The organism is Schnuerera sp. xch1 (assembly GCF_019931165.1).
Classification (GTDB): Bacteria; Bacillota; Clostridia; order Tissierellales; family Tepidimicrobiaceae; genus JAIOUP01.
On record NZ_JAIOUP010000001.1, the window covers coordinates 420,091 to 441,139 of the forward strand.

The 21,049-nt window shown below is 27.9% G+C and carries 16 protein-coding genes and 2 pseudogenes; 1 reads left to right on the forward strand and 17 read right to left on the reverse strand.

From position 1 onward, the window contains the following. Window positions 1-3: 3 nt before the first annotated feature. Window positions 4-762: a 3-ketoacyl-ACP reductase gene (locus tag K8M07_RS02210; protein WP_223376239.1), complete on the reverse strand. Its 759-nt coding sequence runs from the start codon at window positions 760-762 to the stop codon at window positions 4-6. Further along, window positions 755-2,119 carry a hypothetical protein gene (locus K8M07_RS02215; protein ID WP_223376241.1) on the reverse strand — a complete coding sequence of 455 codons (1,365 nt, stop codon included), beginning with the start codon at window positions 2,117-2,119 and terminating at the stop codon, window positions 755-757. Before K8M07_RS02215 ends, K8M07_RS02210 begins: the two co-directional genes overlap by 8 nt. A gap of 147 nt (window positions 2,120-2,266) precedes the next feature. Between K8M07_RS02215 and K8M07_RS02220 the strand changes: the two genes are divergently transcribed. Beyond that, entirely contained in the window at window positions 2,267-3,103 is an 837-nt protein-coding gene (locus tag K8M07_RS02220; protein ID WP_223376243.1) for an AraC family transcriptional regulator, read from the forward strand. Window positions 3,104-3,452: 349 nt separating this feature from the next. Here the strand turns inward: K8M07_RS02220 and K8M07_RS02225 are convergent. The 15 genes and pseudogenes from K8M07_RS02225 to K8M07_RS02295 all read right to left on the reverse strand — a co-directional run bounded on the left by K8M07_RS02225 (window position 3,453) and on the right by K8M07_RS02295 (window position 20,993). Next, window positions 3,453-3,812, reverse strand: a pseudogene (locus tag K8M07_RS02225) (COG2426 family protein). Window positions 3,813-4,208: 396 nt separating this feature from the next. After that, entirely contained in the window at window positions 4,209-5,612 is a 1,404-nt protein-coding gene (locus tag K8M07_RS02230) for a hypothetical protein (protein WP_223376246.1), read from the reverse strand. A gap of 38 nt (window positions 5,613-5,650) precedes the next feature. After that, complete coding sequence (gene dgt, locus K8M07_RS02235) at window positions 5,651-6,967, reverse strand: dGTP triphosphohydrolase (protein ID WP_223376247.1); 1,317 nt, start codon at window positions 6,965-6,967, stop codon at window positions 5,651-5,653. A 207-nt stretch (window positions 6,968-7,174) separates the two neighbouring features. Next, window positions 7,175-7,291, reverse strand: a pseudogene (locus K8M07_RS02240) (UTP--glucose-1-phosphate uridylyltransferase); the annotation flags it as partial. A gap of 12 nt (window positions 7,292-7,303) precedes the next feature. After that, window positions 7,304-8,821: a murein biosynthesis integral membrane protein MurJ gene (gene murJ, locus K8M07_RS02245; protein WP_223376249.1), complete on the reverse strand. Its 1,518-nt coding sequence runs from the start codon at window positions 8,819-8,821 to the stop codon at window positions 7,304-7,306. A 539-nt stretch (window positions 8,822-9,360) separates the two neighbouring features. Further along, on the reverse strand, window positions 9,361-10,614 hold the full coding sequence (locus K8M07_RS02250; protein ID WP_223376250.1) for an O-antigen ligase family protein: 1,254 nt from the start codon (window positions 10,612-10,614) through the stop codon (window positions 9,361-9,363). Between the two features lie 35 nt (window positions 10,615-10,649). After that, window positions 10,650-11,786, reverse strand: coding sequence for a glycosyltransferase (locus K8M07_RS02255; protein WP_223376252.1), 1,137 nt, complete (start codon window positions 11,784-11,786; stop codon window positions 10,650-10,652). Window positions 11,787-12,106: 320 nt separating this feature from the next. Continuing rightward, complete coding sequence (locus K8M07_RS02260; protein ID WP_223376253.1) at window positions 12,107-12,412, reverse strand: glycosyltransferase; 306 nt, start codon at window positions 12,410-12,412, stop codon at window positions 12,107-12,109. After that, on the reverse strand, window positions 12,402-13,499 hold the full coding sequence (locus tag K8M07_RS02265; RefSeq protein ID WP_223376255.1) for a glycosyltransferase: 1,098 nt from the start codon (window positions 13,497-13,499) through the stop codon (window positions 12,402-12,404). The genes K8M07_RS02260 and K8M07_RS02265 overlap by 11 nt, the downstream gene beginning before the upstream one ends. A gap of 26 nt (window positions 13,500-13,525) precedes the next feature. Next, the gene (locus tag K8M07_RS02270) at window positions 13,526-14,566 is read right to left on the reverse strand and encodes a Gfo/Idh/MocA family protein (RefSeq protein ID WP_223376257.1); all 1,041 of its coding nucleotides are present in this window, start codon (window positions 14,564-14,566) and stop codon (window positions 13,526-13,528) included. Between the two features lie 54 nt (window positions 14,567-14,620). Next, the gene (locus K8M07_RS02275; RefSeq protein WP_223376258.1) at window positions 14,621-15,736 is read right to left on the reverse strand and encodes a DegT/DnrJ/EryC1/StrS family aminotransferase; all 1,116 of its coding nucleotides are present in this window, start codon (window positions 15,734-15,736) and stop codon (window positions 14,621-14,623) included. A gap of 14 nt (window positions 15,737-15,750) precedes the next feature. Beyond that, window positions 15,751-16,365: an acyltransferase gene (locus tag K8M07_RS02280; protein WP_223376260.1), complete on the reverse strand. Its 615-nt coding sequence runs from the start codon at window positions 16,363-16,365 to the stop codon at window positions 15,751-15,753. 18 nt (window positions 16,366-16,383) lie between these two features. Continuing rightward, on the reverse strand, window positions 16,384-17,706 hold the full coding sequence (locus tag K8M07_RS02285; RefSeq protein WP_223376262.1) for a UDP-glucose dehydrogenase family protein: 1,323 nt from the start codon (window positions 17,704-17,706) through the stop codon (window positions 16,384-16,386). Window positions 17,707-17,762: 56 nt separating this feature from the next. Further along, on the reverse strand, window positions 17,763-18,986 hold the full coding sequence (locus tag K8M07_RS02290; RefSeq protein ID WP_223376264.1) for a glycosyltransferase family 4 protein: 1,224 nt from the start codon (window positions 18,984-18,986) through the stop codon (window positions 17,763-17,765). 108 nt (window positions 18,987-19,094) lie between these two features. After that, complete coding sequence (locus K8M07_RS02295) at window positions 19,095-20,993, reverse strand: hypothetical protein (protein ID WP_223376265.1); 1,899 nt, start codon at window positions 20,991-20,993, stop codon at window positions 19,095-19,097. Window positions 20,994-21,049 lie beyond the last annotated feature (56 nt).

Consider the following 21,049-nt stretch of genomic DNA (forward strand, 5'->3'; position numbering starts at 1 on the left):
AGATTATAGCCTCCTTATGTGGAATCCACCATCAACATTTATAATATCTCCTGTTGAATAACACATCTTTGGTGAAGATAATACAGATACAACTCCTGCTATATCCTTCGGTGTCCCCCATCTCTTAATTGGTAATATCCCTTCTTCTTCGATCAATTGATTATATTTTTCTTCAACTGTTGATGTCATATCCGTCTTTATTATACCTGGTCTTATTTCATAAACGAATATTCCATATTCTGCTAATCTATCAGCAAAGAGAGTTGTCACCATGCTTATCCCTGCTTTAGATATACAATATTCACCTCTATTTATAGATGATGTATAGGCTGACATGGATGATACATTGATGATTTTAGATGGGAAATCAGTCTTATCTTGTTTTAGCATTACATTTGCCACCGTCTGTGTCATGAAATATGTGCCCTTTAGATTTGTATTTACAACGAAATCAAAGCTTTCTGGTGTAGTGCTTAAAATATCATTTCTTTCCTTTGGTGCTACACCTGCATTGTTAACTAAGATATCTATTCTTCCAAATTTTGATATAACATTATCTATACTTTCTTTAATTTTTTCAACATTACTGATATCAGTTGGAATAAATTGAACTTTTCCATTGGATTGTTCAATTAAATTTTTTATACCGGAAGTCTTAGTTCTTCCGAGGCAGGCTATCGAAAATCTATCTTCGTAAAGTTGTTGAACTACTCCAAAACCAATGCCCTTTGCTCCACCTGTTACAACAGCTACTCTATGCATCTTTTACTATTTCCCCTTTCTTCATATCATTATAAATAGGTAAATATACTTCACTATCTCTAATAACACATCCACATGTTCCTATTTTAGATTTCATTTCACTACATTTACTGCAGGATATACAAACCCTGTTTTTCTTCATTTTTCCGTCATTCAATATATCCTTTGCAAAATCTGGATATGCTAATCCTTCCCTTCCAAATCCTATAATATTGCATAAACCGTTTTCTAAGCTTCCAGCCCCTACATAAGGTGCCATATGCCTAAACCAGCTATACCCTACTCCTACTATATGAATCTTTGGAAAACTTTTCTGTATCTCTCCAATACCTTTAATGAGCCTATTACAACTTTCTAGGGCACTTTCATCTGGTGTATAAGTTCCTATATCATATGGCTTATTAATATGAGGAATAAAATATGGATTTCCCATAGTTAAACTAATTAACTTTACACCTTTATCCTCCAATATTTTTATCAATTCCTTAGGCTCATTTAAGTCTGGATTTAAAGATGATTTATTTACACCCCACCCCTGTGGATATGGTACAGCATCATATATATTAAGTCTTGAACTTAATATTAAGCCCTTACAATATTCATCTTCTCTAATTCTATCAATTATATCTACAAGAAGCTTTATTCTATTTTCAAACTTGCCACCATACTTTCCTCCTCTTTCATAGGCAGATAGTAGTTCTGCCAGTAAATATCCATGACAAGATTTTATATCTACACTATTAAATCCTGCCTTTTTAGCCAACCTCGCTGCTTGTAAAAAGTCCTCTTCAACTTCTCTTAAATATTCATCAGTGACTAAGTGATAATCTTTAGAAATTCCTAATTTATCATCTAATAGTTTCTTGTGAGTGGCAATTATAGGTTTTCTCTTACCTTTAACTTTACAATATCTACCAGAATGGTTTAATTGAAGTATGGTCAATGGATTATGATCTTCGCCAAATTCTTGTTTAGCTGATGATTTAATTAAATCATTTAATTTTTTAAAATCAGTCCAATTTTCTTCTGTTATCCATAGTTGTTTGTCATTAGACTTGCCTTCTTTTGAAACACTTACAGCCTCTAACCAAATCAACCCTACTCCACCTCTAGCAATTCTTTCATACTTTCTAAAGGTAAGCTCTGTAGGTTTTCCATCTTCAGATGCATCTCCACCTTCCATAGGCAAACTAGCAATAGAATTAGGAATTATGAAATCATCAATTTTTCTCTTTGTCTTAAATAAATCTAAATTATGTGATAATTTAATATCTAAACCTGAATCTTCAATATCTTTTTCTATTTCACTAAGATCTCCATAATTAAAACTTCCTGTACTTTTATATGTATTAGACATCTTTTTCCTCCTACATCTATATTAAATTTAAAATTAAGCGAATCTATTGAATTGTGAATACGTTATCATTATAATATAGATAAACTTTCAATAATATTAACAAATTGTCTAAAAATTGATAAATATTGCTTTATTGGAGGTAGTAAATTGATAAACAAAAAAATAGATATTGATTTCGAAACATTAGAACACAAGACAGGTAGTTTGAAAGAGCATTATCATAATGGCTATGAAATAATCTTTATTACTAAAGGGAAGTCAAGTTTTACAATAAATGATAAAAAACATATATTTGACAAAAATAGTTTAGTATTCTTAAATAATTTAGAAAGACATAAAATGGATTTAATTGAAACCCCTTATTCTAGACATATGTTAATAATTGATTCAATTTATTTAGACAGTATAATTAAAGACCCCATATTACTTTCTATTTTTAAAAGTAGTAGTGATAAAATTAAAGATAAGCTTACAATTAATAATGAACATGTTGACTTTATAGTTAGAACATTTCAAGAATTAAACTCAATATTTGATAAAAAAAATGAATTTTGGGAAATTGAATTTACTTCAAAATTAATCACTTTAGTTGTTTTTTTATACAGAGAATATAAAGATTTATTTCCACTTAGTCATATTAGCAAGAGAAAGCAAAAGATACTGGAAGTCCAATCATATATAGATGAGAATTTTAGAAAAGATATTACGTTAGATAACTTGGCATCTAATTTTTACATAAGTAAATATTATCTTTCTCATTCCTATAAGGAAATTACAGGATTTACAATAAAACAATACATATTACTTAAAAGAATTTCTTATGCAAAAAGTCTACTTTATCATACGGATAGAAGTATTACTGACATAGCCATGGAATGCGGATTTAACAGTCAAAGTAATTTTATCAGAAGCTTTTCAAAGAAAGAAAAACTCACACCTTTACAGTTTAGAAAATATTATCAAAAAATACAGATTACTTTTTAGTGAAATAAGTTATTTTACAATTTTAAAAGTTTTGTGGTTAGTATATATTTGTTTATATATAATTTTGTATTATATAACCTTTTACAAATTAAAGTATTTAACAATCCATAAATGGGAGGACTCGAACCCCCAACCTCTTGATTCGTAGTCTTGTTTTTTACTTTTTGTGTATTTATATAATCTTATAGAGGTATTGATTTTGCTTGATTATGGGGAATATACCTTTGTTATGGTTTAATAATTTTTGACTACTATTTATTGCTTTAGTAGTCAAATAGTAGGCAAAGATAATATGTAGATATGTAACTATGACTTCATTTTCTAAATAAATCTATATTACTTTTATATACTATGAAAACACCTTAACTACTCCATCACTTAAAGTCATAATAGCAATTGCCGCTATTAATGTCCCACTCCATATTCCTATACCAGGCAAAGGAATAGCAACTATCAGTATAAGTCCCTAAAAACCATATTTCTTTACATTATGACCTTTTTCCATAGATCTGTTGGTTAGCTTGTCTACTATATTTCTAAATAATTTTGTCCTCCTTAAATAATTAAACACTGGTCTAATACCAAATAAAAGAATTGGTACAAGTAACATGCTATCTATGAAACTAATTATAGTAGCATGTATAGACACCATTCTCATGGTCATGCCTACAGGAATAACTCCTCTAAGTTCTATTATTGGTAATGCCATATTAGCACCTTGCGAAAATGTATTTATATATACAGGCACTTTCTATAATACTTCAATACTTCGACAAAACATATTAATTTCCTTCTTTTTATATTTAAATTGATTTATCTCATACTAAATAAGAGCAAACTTAACATCATCTATACTGAATTTAATATACTCATCAAAAAATTTAATAAATTGTTAAGTTAAGTAGCTTGGATTGTCAATGTTGAGTGTTCTTAATAAATTTAATAAATAAAATAATATATTTCATTTTTACAATTTCTATCACAAAATAGTAATTTTGAGTCGCTATAATTAAAAAAGATATAGCATTTAAAAAATATTTTTATTACTATATCTTTGACTATTCGCATGTAGTTTTAGAATATTCAATAGGTATATTTAAATATTTTATTTATTATTTCGTTTTAACTTAGAAGGTATATTCGCTAATCTTAATAAATCACCAAAGTGGCTTGTAATCCCTATATTACCTATTAATTCAATCCCAATATTTTTACCTTTTATATCCCATATAATCTTACGTAAAGCATCTAGACCATTTTTTACATCAAATTTAATATATTTTTCAGGATTACCTTTAACAATTACATTCTTTCTTCCACTACTCTTTAACTGATTCAACTGGACTATCCATACATATTTTCCATCATAAACCCATTCTATTGAAACTTTACCAAGATATTTATAGTAGCTTCTAATTTTATTATGAGTCCTTTTTATTTCTTCTATTACTTCTTTAGGCAAGTTGTTATAGTCTTCTTCTCCAATCATAAAGGCATCACCTTTACCAGTTACACCTTCTATAATATCATTATCGATATCTTCCTCTATAATTGACGCACCTGAGAACTTGGCTTCTACAGCATTCTGAGATAATATAGATGCTATATTTATTTTTTTATTACTCTTAGATTCCTCAACATTCATAAGTTCAAAAGGATCTATCCAGCTATCCCCAGTATAATACTTACCTGGGGTTTTTGATACAGGGCATGTTCTTATCCATTTTTCGAATAGTCCTGTTTTCTTTCCAAATACAAATGGAGATACATTTCTTGAAATTACAGTTGTTTTTGGAACCCTCAAGCCTAAAGAATCAGCAACCAGTAAACCAAAGGCTTTATCTCCTATAAATTTAGAAAAATTATTTGGCCAAGAAATCATAGGTTCATAATTAATATTTTCATATTTTTCATATTCCCATATAATCGTATGTTCTTTTCTTAATCCTTGTCTTTTAGGATGAATACTAAATTCTACTCTATAATCTGGTTCAAAATTTATTTCTGGTCTAAATCCATATATCTTTTCTAAAATATCTATACCAATATATCTAGGTAATAAACAAACTCCATCCTTATCTACACATTTTGGCGTATCTCCTGGAGAAAACTCAATTATTTCACCTAATGCTACTCCAGAAACTCCACCATCATTAACATCAATATTCTCATTAATTATTGAATACTTATTATTCTTTCTATTATTTTCTATTATCGTTAAAATTTCATTTATATCATTTATATTTTTATTATAAATAAGCTTATTTCCTTTCATTGTTTCTAAGCTATAGCTTCTTATATTAATTGCTTTAGAAGGTGCAGAATTTATAAGTTTAATAATTAATTCTCTTTCTGAGAGGTATTCTTTATCATTATATTCATTAATATGTATAAATCTTGGTTCGCGTTCATTTCCAGGAGCATAGCTAATAAACTGAGCAATATTCCCTAAACCAAACTCTATAATTGAATTAAGCTTTTCATCTTTCATATCTATTTTATATTCCATATATTCACCATTACTCCTTACTTTTACTTTTTTCTTTTTTAATATTCATAATAGCTACCTATTGAGTTTAAATTAGAACATATCTCTTCAGCATATTTATCAGTCATACTAGATATATAATCTGCTATTATTCTTTCTTTAGGTAATTTATTTTTATCAATTTCTTTTTGGATATTCAATGGAAGTAATTTTGTCTCCCTGTTGAAATCCTTAAACAACGATTCGACTATTTTTTTAGCTTTATCATCAGATCTAGCTACTTCAGGACTTCTAATGTAATATTCATCAAGTACATCTCTCAGATTTTTATAATATTCATAATAATCATCACTGAAATTTATCAACAAACCTCGTTGATAAGCTTCCTTTTTTATGTCTTTATCTTTAGTTTCTTTTTCAGTTTTCCACCTATCCAATACTAAATCTCTTTCATTATCTTTAATTCTTTTTTCAGTCTCGTTTCTAATGATAATAGGATTAATCTTTGATTTAGTATTCTTTAAATTTTTGAGATTATTCCAACTCTTATTTATTAAATTGGTTAGCAAGTTTCTTATCAAATCTCTGTTTTCAAAATTACTAATATCTTTCTTGATAGCATTACATTTATCTTCAACATTAATAATACTACATAAAATATCTTTCAATCTATTTTCTAATGTTTCATCATAATCAATAGCATGCTTATAGATGTCATTTTTAAAAAAATCCTCAAAGTCATGAGTTATATATGCTAATTTATCCGCCCAAAAAACCGTTTGAGACTCCAAACTACCTGGTTTTAATGGCGAAAATTTCTCACAATTAAATTGTTCTTCATTATACCCGCCAGCATAGACATCAGAATCATGTTTTAGTATACCTTCAAGTATTTCATCTGAGAGATTTGCCCCTTTTCTTTCATAAGCTTGAGTCTCTAAATATCTTATGCTTTGAACTGCATGTGAAAATCCTCCTATATCTTTTAATTTATTATTAAGAATTTTTTCAACTGCATGTCCAAAAGGAGTATGTCCTATATCATGCCCTAATGAAATTGCTGATACTAAGTCTCTGTTTAGTCCTAATGCATCTGCTATACTAACAGCAATCTGTTCAACCTCTAAAGTATGTGTTAATCGAGTTCTATGATCTCCATTTTTTGTAGATGCAATAACTTGTGTTTTATTTGCTAATCTTCGAAATCCTCCAGTATAAAGAATTCTATCCCTTTGTCTTCTAAAATCTGTTCTATTAGTTTCTTCATAATTAGATTTATATTGTGAATCCTCTTTATGCTTTATACCCCAATCATAAATATTCTTATTCTCTCTTTTTTCTAAATCTAAACCTTTTCTAGTTCCTTCAATAAACATAATCATTCCCCCAGTAAATAATGATTACTAATTATGTGCTTTTTGTATTTTGGAAACTATCTTAAGCATAAAAAATTTAAAATAAAGTCTATAAATATACAAGAGTAATAACAAGAATAAAATTATTATAGTTAACATCTAATATTTATAATATACCATATGTTTTGATAAAATCAAGTTTTAATAATATTAATACTCCCATAGCTTATATTGAAGTGTAGGCTTGTCTATTATAGGCAACATTTCCTTTGGTTGTACCTTTATAGCTGGTAAAAATCTAGTACCTAATCTTGCTGCTGGTATGACTGCTTTTCTTACTTGCATTTGTATCCTAATCTAACCTCTTCCCAATTTCCTCTTTACTGCTTTCACCATACTATCTACTTCATCAATCTTCATGAAGTAGATTATAACAAAATATACCGCTGCACCAATAATAATTGCTGCTATTAAGGTTAAATTAGCTCCCATATATCTAAATAAAATATTATAGGCTATTTTGGCTACTAATCCCATTATCAATGATGCAAATAAAACTTTTATAATGGAAATAGTAATGTTTTTCATACCAAAGGATCCTACTTTCTTTCTAAAGCTTATAAATAATAATACTGTAGAAAACAAAGCTGATATACTAGTAGCTAAGGCTAGTCCGCCTATACCTAAATACTTAGATAAGATAATGTTTAATATGATATTCAACAACACTGCTATGGCTGAATTTATCATCGGAGTCTTAGTATCTTGTTGAGAATAAAATGCTCTTGACAATATATTTTTTAGTCCAAATCCTAACATACCAATAGAATAGAAAAACAATGCATTAGAAGTCATGGATATAGCCTGATTATCAAATGCTCCTCTTCCAAATAGGAGTTTAACTACAGGTTCTGCAAAAATCATAGCACCTATAATGGCTGGTATTACTAATAAGCTAACAGAACTTATAGATTCTGATAGTGTCTTTTTTAATCCTTTAATATTATCCTCTGCTGCCATTTTAGATATGGTAGGATACATGACTGTTAATATTGGAGTAACACACAGTCCTTGTACAAATCCATTAAGCTTATTAGCATAATTAAGAGCTGATATACCACCAACAGCAATGCTCGAAGCTAAAGTTCTGTCAACAAGAACATTTATTTCATTTACAGATACCCCAATAATAACTGGTAATGCTAAATATAACATTTCTTTAATATGTTCATCTTTTATATCTATTCCTAATCTATGTCTATAGCCTTTTTTATATATAAAAGGTGTTAATAACAATAACTGAGATGCTGTAGCTATAACACTTCCTATAGCAAGCACTAGTATATTTGTTTTAGAACTTAAGAAAATAGCAGCTATAGTTATAAAATTTAATGGAAATCCTACTAATGCTGGTATAATATAGTTTCCTTTTATCTGTAGGAATCCTTTAAATATATGCATAAGTCCTGTAAAATATATTCCAAATAAACTTATCTTTGTAAATCTAACTGCTAAAGCCAATGTTTTTCCTTCAAATCCTGATGCAAATAACTTAACTATTGGTTCTGTAAATGCAAGTCCAAATATAATTATAATAGTACATATGATTATTGTTACATTTGAAAGATTATTAGTAAATCTATTACCTTCATTTTCTCCAATTTTTTGTTGTATATTGCTATACATAGGAATATAGCCTGTTGATATACCAGTTCCAATAAAAGCAAATATAACAGTAGGGATTGTTAAGGATATTAAATAAGCATCAGATATATTTGATGCTCCATAAAAGTATGATAAAGTAATTTCTCTACCAAATCCAAGTATTTTTGAAATTATTGTTATTAACATTAGTAATATAGCTGTTTTTTTCATTTATAAATCCTGCTCCATTCAATTATTGTTTCTGATACTATTATACATTTTAAATAATATCCACGGTTTTTCATGTATATAATATTAGATAATATTATATACATGAAAAATAAAATTTAATTTTCTTTCTTTCATTTCATATACAGTATACTTTATCACAACATATTAATATCCAGATTTGTGAATTTTTTTGCAAAGTTATTTTTCTTAAATAGACTTTTTATTGCCATAGAAATATTTATATAATTAGTATTCTAAATATTTATTAACTTCATATTGTATATTTTTGCTATTTCCTTTGGAATTTCATTAAAATTAAAAAATCTTCTATAAGCAATATAATCACTGATATAATCTTTAATAATAAATCATCAAATAAACTGCTTTTATTAATAAGCCTTTTATGAAAACTATTATTATATAACCTAAAATTATTTTAAGCTAAAACTAATTCATACTTACTGCATAAAATACAAATAATTATACTACAATTTTAGGTATAACTTTTTTGTGATAACGAACATCTTTCAACAATATAATTAAATTTTCTCAACATAACCTATATATGCTATAACTACACCCCAAAATAACCATAACCATTCTGTACTTATATTAGAACTTGATGATACTGAAGTTATTATAAATGCTGTCATTATTGATAATAATACAAGTGATGTATTTTTAATAAATCTATCTTTTGTATTTATATGAGAATAGTACAATGCCTTTGCCATCTTAAAGTAAACCCAAATGTATCCAGTAAAAACAACTATACCATATCCTACAAGTATTTCGACCCACCAGTTATGCATATTACGTATACTGCCAACATAATATATACGTTCAGTTTCCATCCAATATTCTATGTTCCCAGCACCAGTTCCAAATCCTATTGTTTCTTTTAAAAAATGTAATCCATTTTTTATTAAATTTAATCTAGTAAAATCTGATCCAGTACTAAAATCAAAATGTAATTGATTTGATATAATTGCAATAATATTATCTATAAATCCTGGCATAATTAACAATAATATAGGTATAGCAATTGTTATTAACAATGCTTTTATATTTATCCTTTTGAAATACTTTAGAAATAAGAATACAATTATTCCAATTATTAATCCAAGCATATTTGCTCTTGAACCTGTCCTTGATATAAGATATATTGAAGACACAATGTTAATTATACCTAGTATTCTAGCAACTTTAAATTTTGATGTTGAAAATATAATATAAGATATAAAAACTCCAAATACTAGTAAAGTAGCATAATCATTGACATTTCCAAACATTGAAACAGGTACTCTTGCTATAGGATTATAACTAAATTGATTATATTTATCTATCTTATCTAAATCTGCAAATATATAATTACCTGTTAATAATTCGCTCCATCCGATTATATTATGTATAAAAATCATAGCACAAATTATAATAAAGAGTACTCTAAAATTTTTCTCTTTCTTTAAATATGTAGATAATATCCAGATACAAAGAAATCCACTACCTATGAAAAAAATAGCTCTCAGCCATGAATGATAATCTTTTACCCAACTGATAGAAAAAAGTGCATAAATGAACCAGAAAAAATAAAATTTTATTATTACATCTTGGTTGCTCTTAAATTTAAGACTAATCTTTTTATTTGTTTTTAAATATTCAAGTATCATCAAGAATGTAGTAATAAACAAACTTATTCTAAATACTGATAATTCCATTATTCTTATATTTATAGAAAATAAATCTGCTGCTAAAAAAGATGATGCTATCATTAAATATAAAATTATCTTCATTCTATCCCTCTATCTATAAGATTTAATTAACTATATTAATCTCTAGTATTTAATATCTTTTCATATACATCAATTATTTTATCTGCTATAGTTTCTGTTGAAAATTTTTCTTTTGTTTCTATTGCGATACTCTTTCTGTCATATTTATCCATATTGTTGTACATATGTTTCATAGCTTCTGTTAGCTGTTTCTTATCATTAACATCAATCATTAAACCGTTATTTTCATTAACAAAACTTTCAGGACCACCACATTTAGTAGCTATCACTGGAATACCTGAAGCTAAGGCTTCAATATAAACTACACCAAAAGTCTCAGCTTGTGATGCTAACACAAAATAATTACTTTTCTTTAAATACTCAGAGATAATCTTTCTAGATTGTAAACCCATTAATTTTACTTTATTATCAATATTATGTCTTCGAATTAACTCTTCTAATTTTTTTCTTTCTGGACCATCACCAAATATTGTAAGTGTAACTTTTTCATTATTTTTAAAAGCACTTGCAAAAGCTTCGATTGTTAAATCCATTCTTTTCCTTTCTATTAGTCCTCCAATAGAGATAAAATTAAAACATTCATTTTCTTTATTCGGTGAGTAAGTAAATAATTTAGTGTCTACAATATTCGGTATATATATTGCATCTTTATTAAACCTTTTCTTAATTATATCTTTCAATCCATGACTCACCGTTATTAAAGCATCTGTATTTTCATAAGCTCGACTTGCAATATGAAAAAGTCTGTTATCTATTGTTGGCTTCATCATAGATGAGAGATGTTCCGTCATTACAAAAGGAATATTGGTCTTTTGCTTTAATTTTGAAGCTGTATAACCTACTCCAGCAAAATGGGCATGCATAATATCTGGTTTTCCTTGTTCCTTTAAAATTTTTCTATACAAAATTTTTAATCCTAATATACTAATCTTTTGTCTTATTGATTTAGGTATTCTCCCAAGTGGAATATTTATTGCATATATTTCCACACCTTCAATCTTCTTTTTTTCAATTCCCCATTTTCTCCACCTGCGAATTGATCTAACATCTATAGCTGCATATATTACTTTATGCCCAGCTTCAACCAATGCTTTAGCTTGATCAAATTCAAATATACCATTCATTTTATACTTTTCAGTTGGATAACCCCTCGCTACAACTAATATATACATTTCTTCACCTCTATGATAATAGTATTTTAATTGTCATTATAACAGTTAATTTTTATTTAGAAAATTATAGTTTCTTAATTATCCTATATTAAATTTATCAATAAAAAGCCAATACTAATCTTAAAAATATTTATCATATAATTACTTTTCAGCTAACAACTATAGTATATTTATTAAACCTAAAATAACATTATAATATAAAATATTATAAAATAAATCTTACTTAATTGTTCGCCCTTAAATATGTTGCTTTTCCATATATCTCTAAATAATATTCAGCTATCTTATCCCAATCGAACCTGTCAACTTTTTCTACACAATTAGTTAGAAATATTTTCATAATTATCTAAAATATCTTCAATTCTTTTTGCAATTTCTTCAGCTGAATCATATTGTACAGAATATCCAACTTCTCCTTCATTAACCTGTCCATCAAAACCTTGTCCTCTTATATAGATTACTGGTAACCCTTGAGACATTGCCTCTGCATATACAAGTCCAAAGGTTCCGTATTTTGATGACATTACAAATATATCTGGATCTCTATAGTGATTTACTAATTCTTTTTGACAATATGATATATATTTAATAAATGGACACTCACTAATAAAATCGTTATCTATCATATACCTCATCTAAATTCTTAACTACTTCTTCCCAACTATAATCATATTGTATATTTTCTAAATTATTCATTTTCTCATCTAATATATGTCTATTATTGTTAATATAATCAATTGTTTTTTTAATCTCCTCAATATTACTTCCATCTACTGCAAATCCAATATTATGTTTATTAATAAAATCTTCCAACACAGTTTCCTTGTTTACTATAATTGGAGTTTTAGTAATTATTGCTTCAAAAAACTTTACAGGGTAAGATGTACGGTATTGTATGGAAGATGTAGGATATAATGCATATAGAACATCAGTCTCACTATAAAGTTTCGCACTTTGGGTAAAATCATATCTTCCAGTAACATAAACATTGTTATAATTATCTTCAATATCTTTTAATTTTTTATATGCTACTCCTGCACCATGAATAAATACTTCTACATCGTTCATTTCATTACATACATCCATCAAGTTTTTTAATTCATTATATTGTCTAACTGCACCTATATAAGAAATTCTTAACTTATCTGATTTAGTTCTTTCAGAACTAATATAATTTCCATTTTCTGGATAATTTGGTAAATATACCAGCTTCTTTTTGTTTTTTTCACTTATTGGGTTCTTTTGCATCTCATTTACATGAATTATATAATCAGATTTATTTTGAAAGAAATTGACTATTCCTCTCACTATGTATCTGATTTTTTGCTTTTTCCCATTAACTTCATAAAACTCATGCATGTCAAATATAAGTTTAGAATTGTTTTTTTTTGCAAGATAACCAGTAATAATGCCATCTAAATCATGGCAATGTAAAAATTGATAATCTTTATCTTTTAAATATTCTTTACATTCACTAATAAATCTTTTAAATGATTTTAGTTGTTTAAATCCTGTTCCATATTTAGCATATGGGAAAAATCTTTTTATTTTTATGCCGTCTATTACTTCAATTTCTTTATCTTTATATTCATTTTCTCGATCCCAGCACAATATTTCAACATCAAAGCCTTCATTAACTAAATATTTAGCCTCTTTATAGACTCTAACATCTGGATCAAATCTATTTGTAAGAATCATCTTTACTTTTTTCATTATTATACCACCATTTATATTAAAATTTAAAATTCGTAAGCCCTAAGTATTATCTCAACAGGTTTCTTACCTTCTTCACCACTAATATACGGATCCCTATCATTATTTATAGCATCAATAAAATCCTTATATAGTGGCTTATGCCCTTTCCCATATACACTATCAACCTGTGAGCTTACATCCTCTTTATCGTATTCTTTTTCATCTGCGAACTTCCAAGTTTCTATTTCATTTACTGCTAGTCCACCTATTACTACTGTTCCTTTTTCTCCAAAAATGCTTAATGTTTCTTCTAAGTTTTTTGGATATACACATGCACTACCTTCTACAATTCCAATTGATCCATTCTTAAATCTAATTAATATAGCTCCAAAGTCTTCCATTTCAATATTTCTTAAGAAAGTATCTCTTTCTGCATGAATTCTTTCCACTTCTGATCCCATCATCCATTGGAGAAGATCTATATTGTGTATACATTGGTTCATTAAAGTTCCACCATCTAATGCTTTTGTACCTCTCCATGATGCTTGTTTATAATAATCATCATTTCTGTTCCAAAGTATTCTGGCTGTTCCATTTACAATTTTACCAAATCTTCCTTCATCTATAGCTCGTCTTAATTTTTGTATTGGTGGATTAAATCTATTTTGATGACATACTCCTAGTTTTAATCCTTTTTCTTTAGCTATTTTTATCATTTCATCTACATCTTCTATTGATAATGCCATAGGTTTTTCTACTAATACATGTTTACCGCAATTTAAGCAATCAATGGTATGTTTAGCATGATATCCACTTTCTGTTGCTATGGCTACTACATCTATATCCTCTTTCTTTAGCATTTCATTATATTCTGTATATTTTTTAACTTCTTTTACATCTTCGTTCATATTATTTGCTTGTTTATCAATTAATTCATGATATTCCTCTACAACCTTATCCATCTTTTCAGGCACTATATCACAAACTGCAACAAGCCTAGATTTTTCAACATTATCTGCTAAAGCTTCAATATGCTTATGCGATATTCTTCCGCAGCCTATAATTGCGAATTTTAGTTCTTTCATTAATATCTCACTCCTGGTTTTTATATTTGATATTTATATAATACTAAACTACAACTATACTAAATCATTCAACTTCTTACATACATAATTAATATCTTCCTCTTTTAACTCAGGCCACATTGGAAGACTTAGTATTTCATTACTTATTTTTTCAGATATCGGAAAATCACCTTTTTTATATCCTAAATACCTATATGCTGGTTGTAAATGTAAAGGAATAGGATAATGTATTCCTGTTGCTATACCATCTTTTTTAAGTGATTCTCTCACATTATCTCTATTTGTTAATCTCACAGTAAATAAATGAAATACATGTCTACTTTCATTCCTAATAAAAGGAGTAATAATATTGTTATTTTTATTTAATAATTGTTTATATATGTTTGCATTATTTATTCTCATGGAATTCCATTTGTTTAGATGTCTTAATTTCACCCTTAAAATAGCGGCCTGTATTGAATCAAGTCTACTATTATATCCTTCCATTTCATGCTCATACTTCTTTATCCTACCATGATTTGATAACATTTTTATCTTATTAGCTAAATATTCATTATTGGTTACAAGTGCTCCCCCATCACCAAACGCTCCTAAATTTTTACCTGGATAAAAAGAAAAAGTAGCTATATCACCATATTCACCAGGACCTTTGCCATTAAATTTAGCTCCATGTGCTTGGGCAGAATCCTCTATTACTTTTAAATCGAACTCTTTTGCAATTGCCATAATTGATTCCATATCAGCCATCTGGCCATAAAGGTGAACAGGAATAACTGCTTTAACATTTTTAATAACTTTATATTTTCTTAGATATTCTTTAAGTTTAATTGGATCCATTGTATATGTTTTTTCATCTATATCAACGAAATCTACAGAAGCTCCAACAGATGATATTGCTTCAGATGTTGCAATAAATGTGTTTGAAACAGTAACAACAGTATCACCGGTTTTAATGTCTAAGGCTTTTAAAGCCAACGTCAAAGCATCAGTTCCATTGCCACAAGCAATAGCGTATTCAGTATTACAATACTTAGCAAATTCAAGCTCAAACTGCTCAACTTCATTTCCTCCAATAAATCTAGTATTGTCAATTAAATATTTAATTTTATTACTAACTTCTTGATAAATTTCATTATAACAACCTGACAAATCCATAAACGGTATATTCATACTAAACTTTCCTCCTATTTATAATTTTCAATATTATCAATCGTATTAATTTCCCTCGCTGGATTCCCTACAACTACTTGTCCAGATTTTATGTCATGTGTTACAACACTTCCCGCACCAACTAATGCATTCTTTTCAATGACAATTCCAGGCAAGATTGTGCTGTTAGCTCCTATTATAGCATTAGTACAAACAAATGCACCTTTTAAATTTTTTTTAACATCGTTAGATAAAGGATATTTTGCATTAGTTATAACAACATTAGGTCCAATCCAGCAACTTTCTTCTAAAGTTGTATATTCTGGTATAAATACTTGTGAATGTATTCTTACATTATCTTTTATTACTGTATGATGCTCAATACAAGAGCTTGTACCAATACTTACATCATCTCCAATACAATTATCCTCTCTAATATTTACATGATGTCCAGTTTGAAAATTATCTCCAATATTATTTCCTTCATATATTACTGTATGTGACCTAATAATACAATTATCTCCTATAGTGACCTTTTTGTTTTTAGTCCCATCTTTAACAGGTTTACCAATGATAACATAATCTTCAATTATAACATTCTCACCTATATCTACATTTGGATATATAATAGATGTTTCTGATATCGCCATTAACTCATCCTCCTATTATTATCTTCCTACACAATAATATTTAAAACCTTTCTTCTCAATCATTTCTCTTTGATATATATTTCTTAGATCAAAAAAATAATTTCCATTCATACTATCTTTTATTCTATCTAAATTTAAATTTCTGAATTGATTCCATTCAGTTAATATGATTAACGCATCGGTGTTACCTATTGCTTCATATTCATCTTCACAAAAAGTCATATGATTACTAATATCTTTAAATCTCCATTGACCTTCTTTTTGTCCTTGTGGGTCATATATCTGTAACTTTGCTCCATCTTTTACCAATTCATTTAATATGATTAATGATGGTGCTTCTCTCATATCATCAGTATTAGGCTTAAATGTTATGCCTAATATTCCTAATGTTTTATCTTTTAGCTCTCCCATAGCTTCTCGAACTTTTTCTACCATTAATTGTTTTTGATTTTCATTAGTCTTAATTGTCTGTTCTATTAATGTCACTGGTGATTTAAACTGTTGACCTATTTTTACCAAAGCTTCAGTATCTTTTGGAAAGCAACTTCCACCGTATCCTGGTCCAGGATGTAGAAACTTTGGACTTATTCGTCCATCCATCCCCATCGCTTTAGCAACATGATGAACATCTGCTCCTACCTTCTCACATAAATTTGCTAATTCATTTATATATGAAATTTTCATAGCCAAAAATGCATTTGAAGCATATTTTATCATTTCTGCTGTTTCTATATTAGTCACAACAAACGGAACTTCGTTTAAATTCAATACTCTATATACATCTTTCATAATGTCTTCCGCTTTTTCTGATTCCACTCCTAAAACTATTCTATCAGGATGCGTAAAATCATAAATTGCTGAACCTTCCCTTAAAAATTCAGGGTTTGATACTACATCAAATTCATAATCTACTCCCCTACCTACTAATATATTTTGCACTGTTTTTTTTACTTTTTGTCCTGTTCCTACAGGTACAGTGGACTTGTCCACTATAACCTTATATCCATTCATATAAGTAGCTATGTCTTTTGCCACATCCATAACATAATGTAAATCTGCACTCCCGTCTTCTTGAGGTGGTGTACCTACTGCTATAAAAATTACTTCACTTTCTTCTACAGCCTTTTTAATATTTGTAGTAAACGTTAATCTTTTATAATACACATTTCTTTCTACTAAATCATCTAATGCTGGTTCATATATAGGTATTTTCCCACTATTTAACATATCTATTTTTTCTGCATTATTATCTACACAAGTAACATTCATACCAAAATCTGCCAAAGAGGTCCCTGTAACAAGACCAACATACCCAGTACCTATTATAGCAATATTATACATATTCTATTAATCCTCCTTATTAAAACTATTATAGTTTATTAAAATTTGAATCCAAATTAATTTTCTAAAATAATATTTTCTAATTTATCAGTCAGTATCTTAAAATCAAAATCTTCTGCAGCTATTAATGAATTTTTACCAAGTTCATGCTTCTTTTCTTTTGTCATACTATACAATTCTATTATTCCATTAGCTAACGCATCTGGCGACTCATCTTCTACAGTAATTCCACAATCATATTTTTTTATTAAGTCATATTTAACTTTTAACTTTCTATTTGAAATTACAGGTTTTCCTGATGCAAAATAATCAAATAATTTATTAGGACTTAAACCATATTTATTTATATCTAATTTTAATCCTAATAAAAGGTTTAAATCTGACTTAGATAAAATATATGGTATATATTTCTTATTTACACTGTTCTTAAAAGTTACGTTATCAATCTTATTTTTTTTAATATATGCTTCCAATTTATTTTTTTCTGTTCCATTACCCCAAATTAATATTTTGATGTTTGTATACCCGCTTTTCTTTATAATATTTGCAGCTTCTACTAAATAATTTACACCATTATATTTTCCGATTGAACCTGTATATACTACTTTAAATGTATTATCATCATCTAAATCAGAATCTTTTAAAATACATGCTGATTTATTCTTATCAAACTCTTCTAAATCCACTCCATTATTTATATATCTAACCTTTGATATATCAATTCCTAAGCTTTCAACATAATCTTTTCCACCAGGGAAAGTAAAGATTAACTTATCTGCTTTTTTATATATAAATTTCTCCAACTTATATAATATCTTTCCAGATATACTATTTTTATCTATTCTATCCATAGCTACTAATGTTTCAGGCCAAAGATCTCTTGTTTCTGCTATAAATTTTGTATTATAACGTTTTGCAAGTCTGTATCCTGCTAGCCATGTGAGGGGATGCACAGATGATGCATATATAACATCAGGTTTTTCTTCATCAAATTTTTTTGATACTGATAACAATCCATATGCATAATCTAACATATTTAATATTCTTTGCTTTCCATTTCCTGTATAATTTCTAGCTTTAATATATATACAAGAAATACCATCTTCTACTTCTTCAATATATTTACTTGAATCATTGATTCTATTTTTATTGCCATTATGTGCAGTACTTGCAGCAAATAATTTTACATTATATCCTCTCTTATATAAATTGTGTGCAAACTTATAATGTCTACCTGACCCTAACTTTGCATAATGATTTAATATCCAAATATTTTTCAATATATCACCTACTTGCTTTATTTATAACATTATTAATCTTCTACCTAATTCTCTTTTTATTTCTGATGTTTTCTGTTTCTTGTTTATAAAGCAATTTAAAGATACAATCTACTGTAGTTTGGCAATCCTCGAAATTTTATCGAGTATATAAACATCTTCTATAATTTCATCTTCTGGCTTTTGTTTCATAATTTTATTTATCTTATATTCAATTTGTTTTAATTCAGCTTCTCTTTTCTTCGATAAAATCTTATCTATTTTAGAGACTCCAAAGTCAACTAAAGCAACTCCTATTGAAATTGGTGGTGGTAATATGGGTATAAGACCTGCGGCACCTAAAAAATATTTTAAACATTTCCACCTTTCTTTGTCTGGTATTTCTGCAATGTCACATATAAATGTATTGTAATCAGAAATTTTCTCCCTACGTTCCTTTTCATCCATATATTCAAGTCTGTTTAGTATGTTTACAAGTCCAGTTTCTGTATTGTATTTCTCTGCTTTTTCTGCAAATTTGATAATGCTTATTGTATTGTCGATGTTAAGAAAATTAATATAGTTGTTTTCCCTTTTATTTATTTCCGTTACCTTTTTTATCTGATCTATTTCCTTTAGTGAAGAATAGTAATAGCTATTGAGCAAACCTGCGAGAATCAAGGATACCCCACTATCAGAATATTTGCTTCCATCTTTTTCTTCTCTGAATGGAAAATATGTTGCTTGCAGAGCAGTAGCTATGTGTATATTGCTAGAATTAACCGTAAATTCAAAAGAAAGTTCATTGGTCTTTTCTAAAGATTGAATTTTATCTTCTATTATCCTATTGACTCCAAAATTGCTTATTGCCATTGGACTGTATTGATTCAATACTCTAAAACTTTCTAATTTGGCTATAAGGGGCCAAGCTATAATTTTAGCCATCTGGAGCACATTTTTATCTTCAGAATTTATTAAGTAGGGATATATATCTAATATCATTTCTCTATATTCTGGATAGTTTGTAAAATAAGATTTCTCTACTTCTGACATATAGCATGCCATAAGGGCATTTATCCCTCTTTTGCTGATTACTGAACTATTCTTATATTTATATGCTTCCATAATAAGTTCCTTATCATAACGAGATTCAGTATTAGGTAGTAAAAATATTAACTTTTCTCTCTCCACCAGTTCTATCAATTCGTCTTTGGTAATATTTTGATGTTCAAGAAATATATCAAGATTATTTTCAATAGGTAATGCAAGATAAACTTTGTCGTAAAGCAAAATGTTATTTCTAAGGTTGATATTTTTAAAACATGAAAAGTCTAAATAACATTTAGTCTCTCCCGAGCTGAAAAATGGAAGCTCAGCTCTATCTATCTTCCCCTGATATATATCTTCAACATTGGAAAACCAATAATCAGCATCATTTACTGAAAAAGGTAAATTTTTGTCTGTGAAACAATACATAGAATCATTATGATATAAGCTTTCTCCTTTTTGCCATTTTCCTTCAGAATTCTCAAGTTCAATACATTTGTCTGATTCCTTTCTTACAATAACTTTCTCAAAACTTAATTCCATTTTATATAGAAAATCTTTTAGCATTGATATATCCTCTACTCCTGTATCATCTGAAATAGTAATTATCAATTGAGCATGTGCCCCAGGTATACTAGATATATCAATAAAATCAATGTGATGAAACTTGCTACTAATCATATTATCTATTTCGGGCTGTGTTAAACAAACGCCTTGAAAATCATTTATTATATTATCTAAAGGGATATTTTCTACAATTTCTTTGAATTCTTTAGGTTCTTCATTAACTAATTCTATGGGACAACATATTGGACGAATACTATAATCAAAATGTTTTTTTAACTTTTCAAAGTCGCCCTTATAATTCTCGCATAATATCAAATATCTTTCTCCTTCAATGCGATATATCATTGTCTGTAAGCCCAAATATTCAGTTCGCAAATCTAAATCAGCTCTTTTGACTTCTCCTAAATGATTTAACATTCTATTCCTCCACTTTCATATCCATGAGAATGCCACCACCAAAAGATATCAATAAT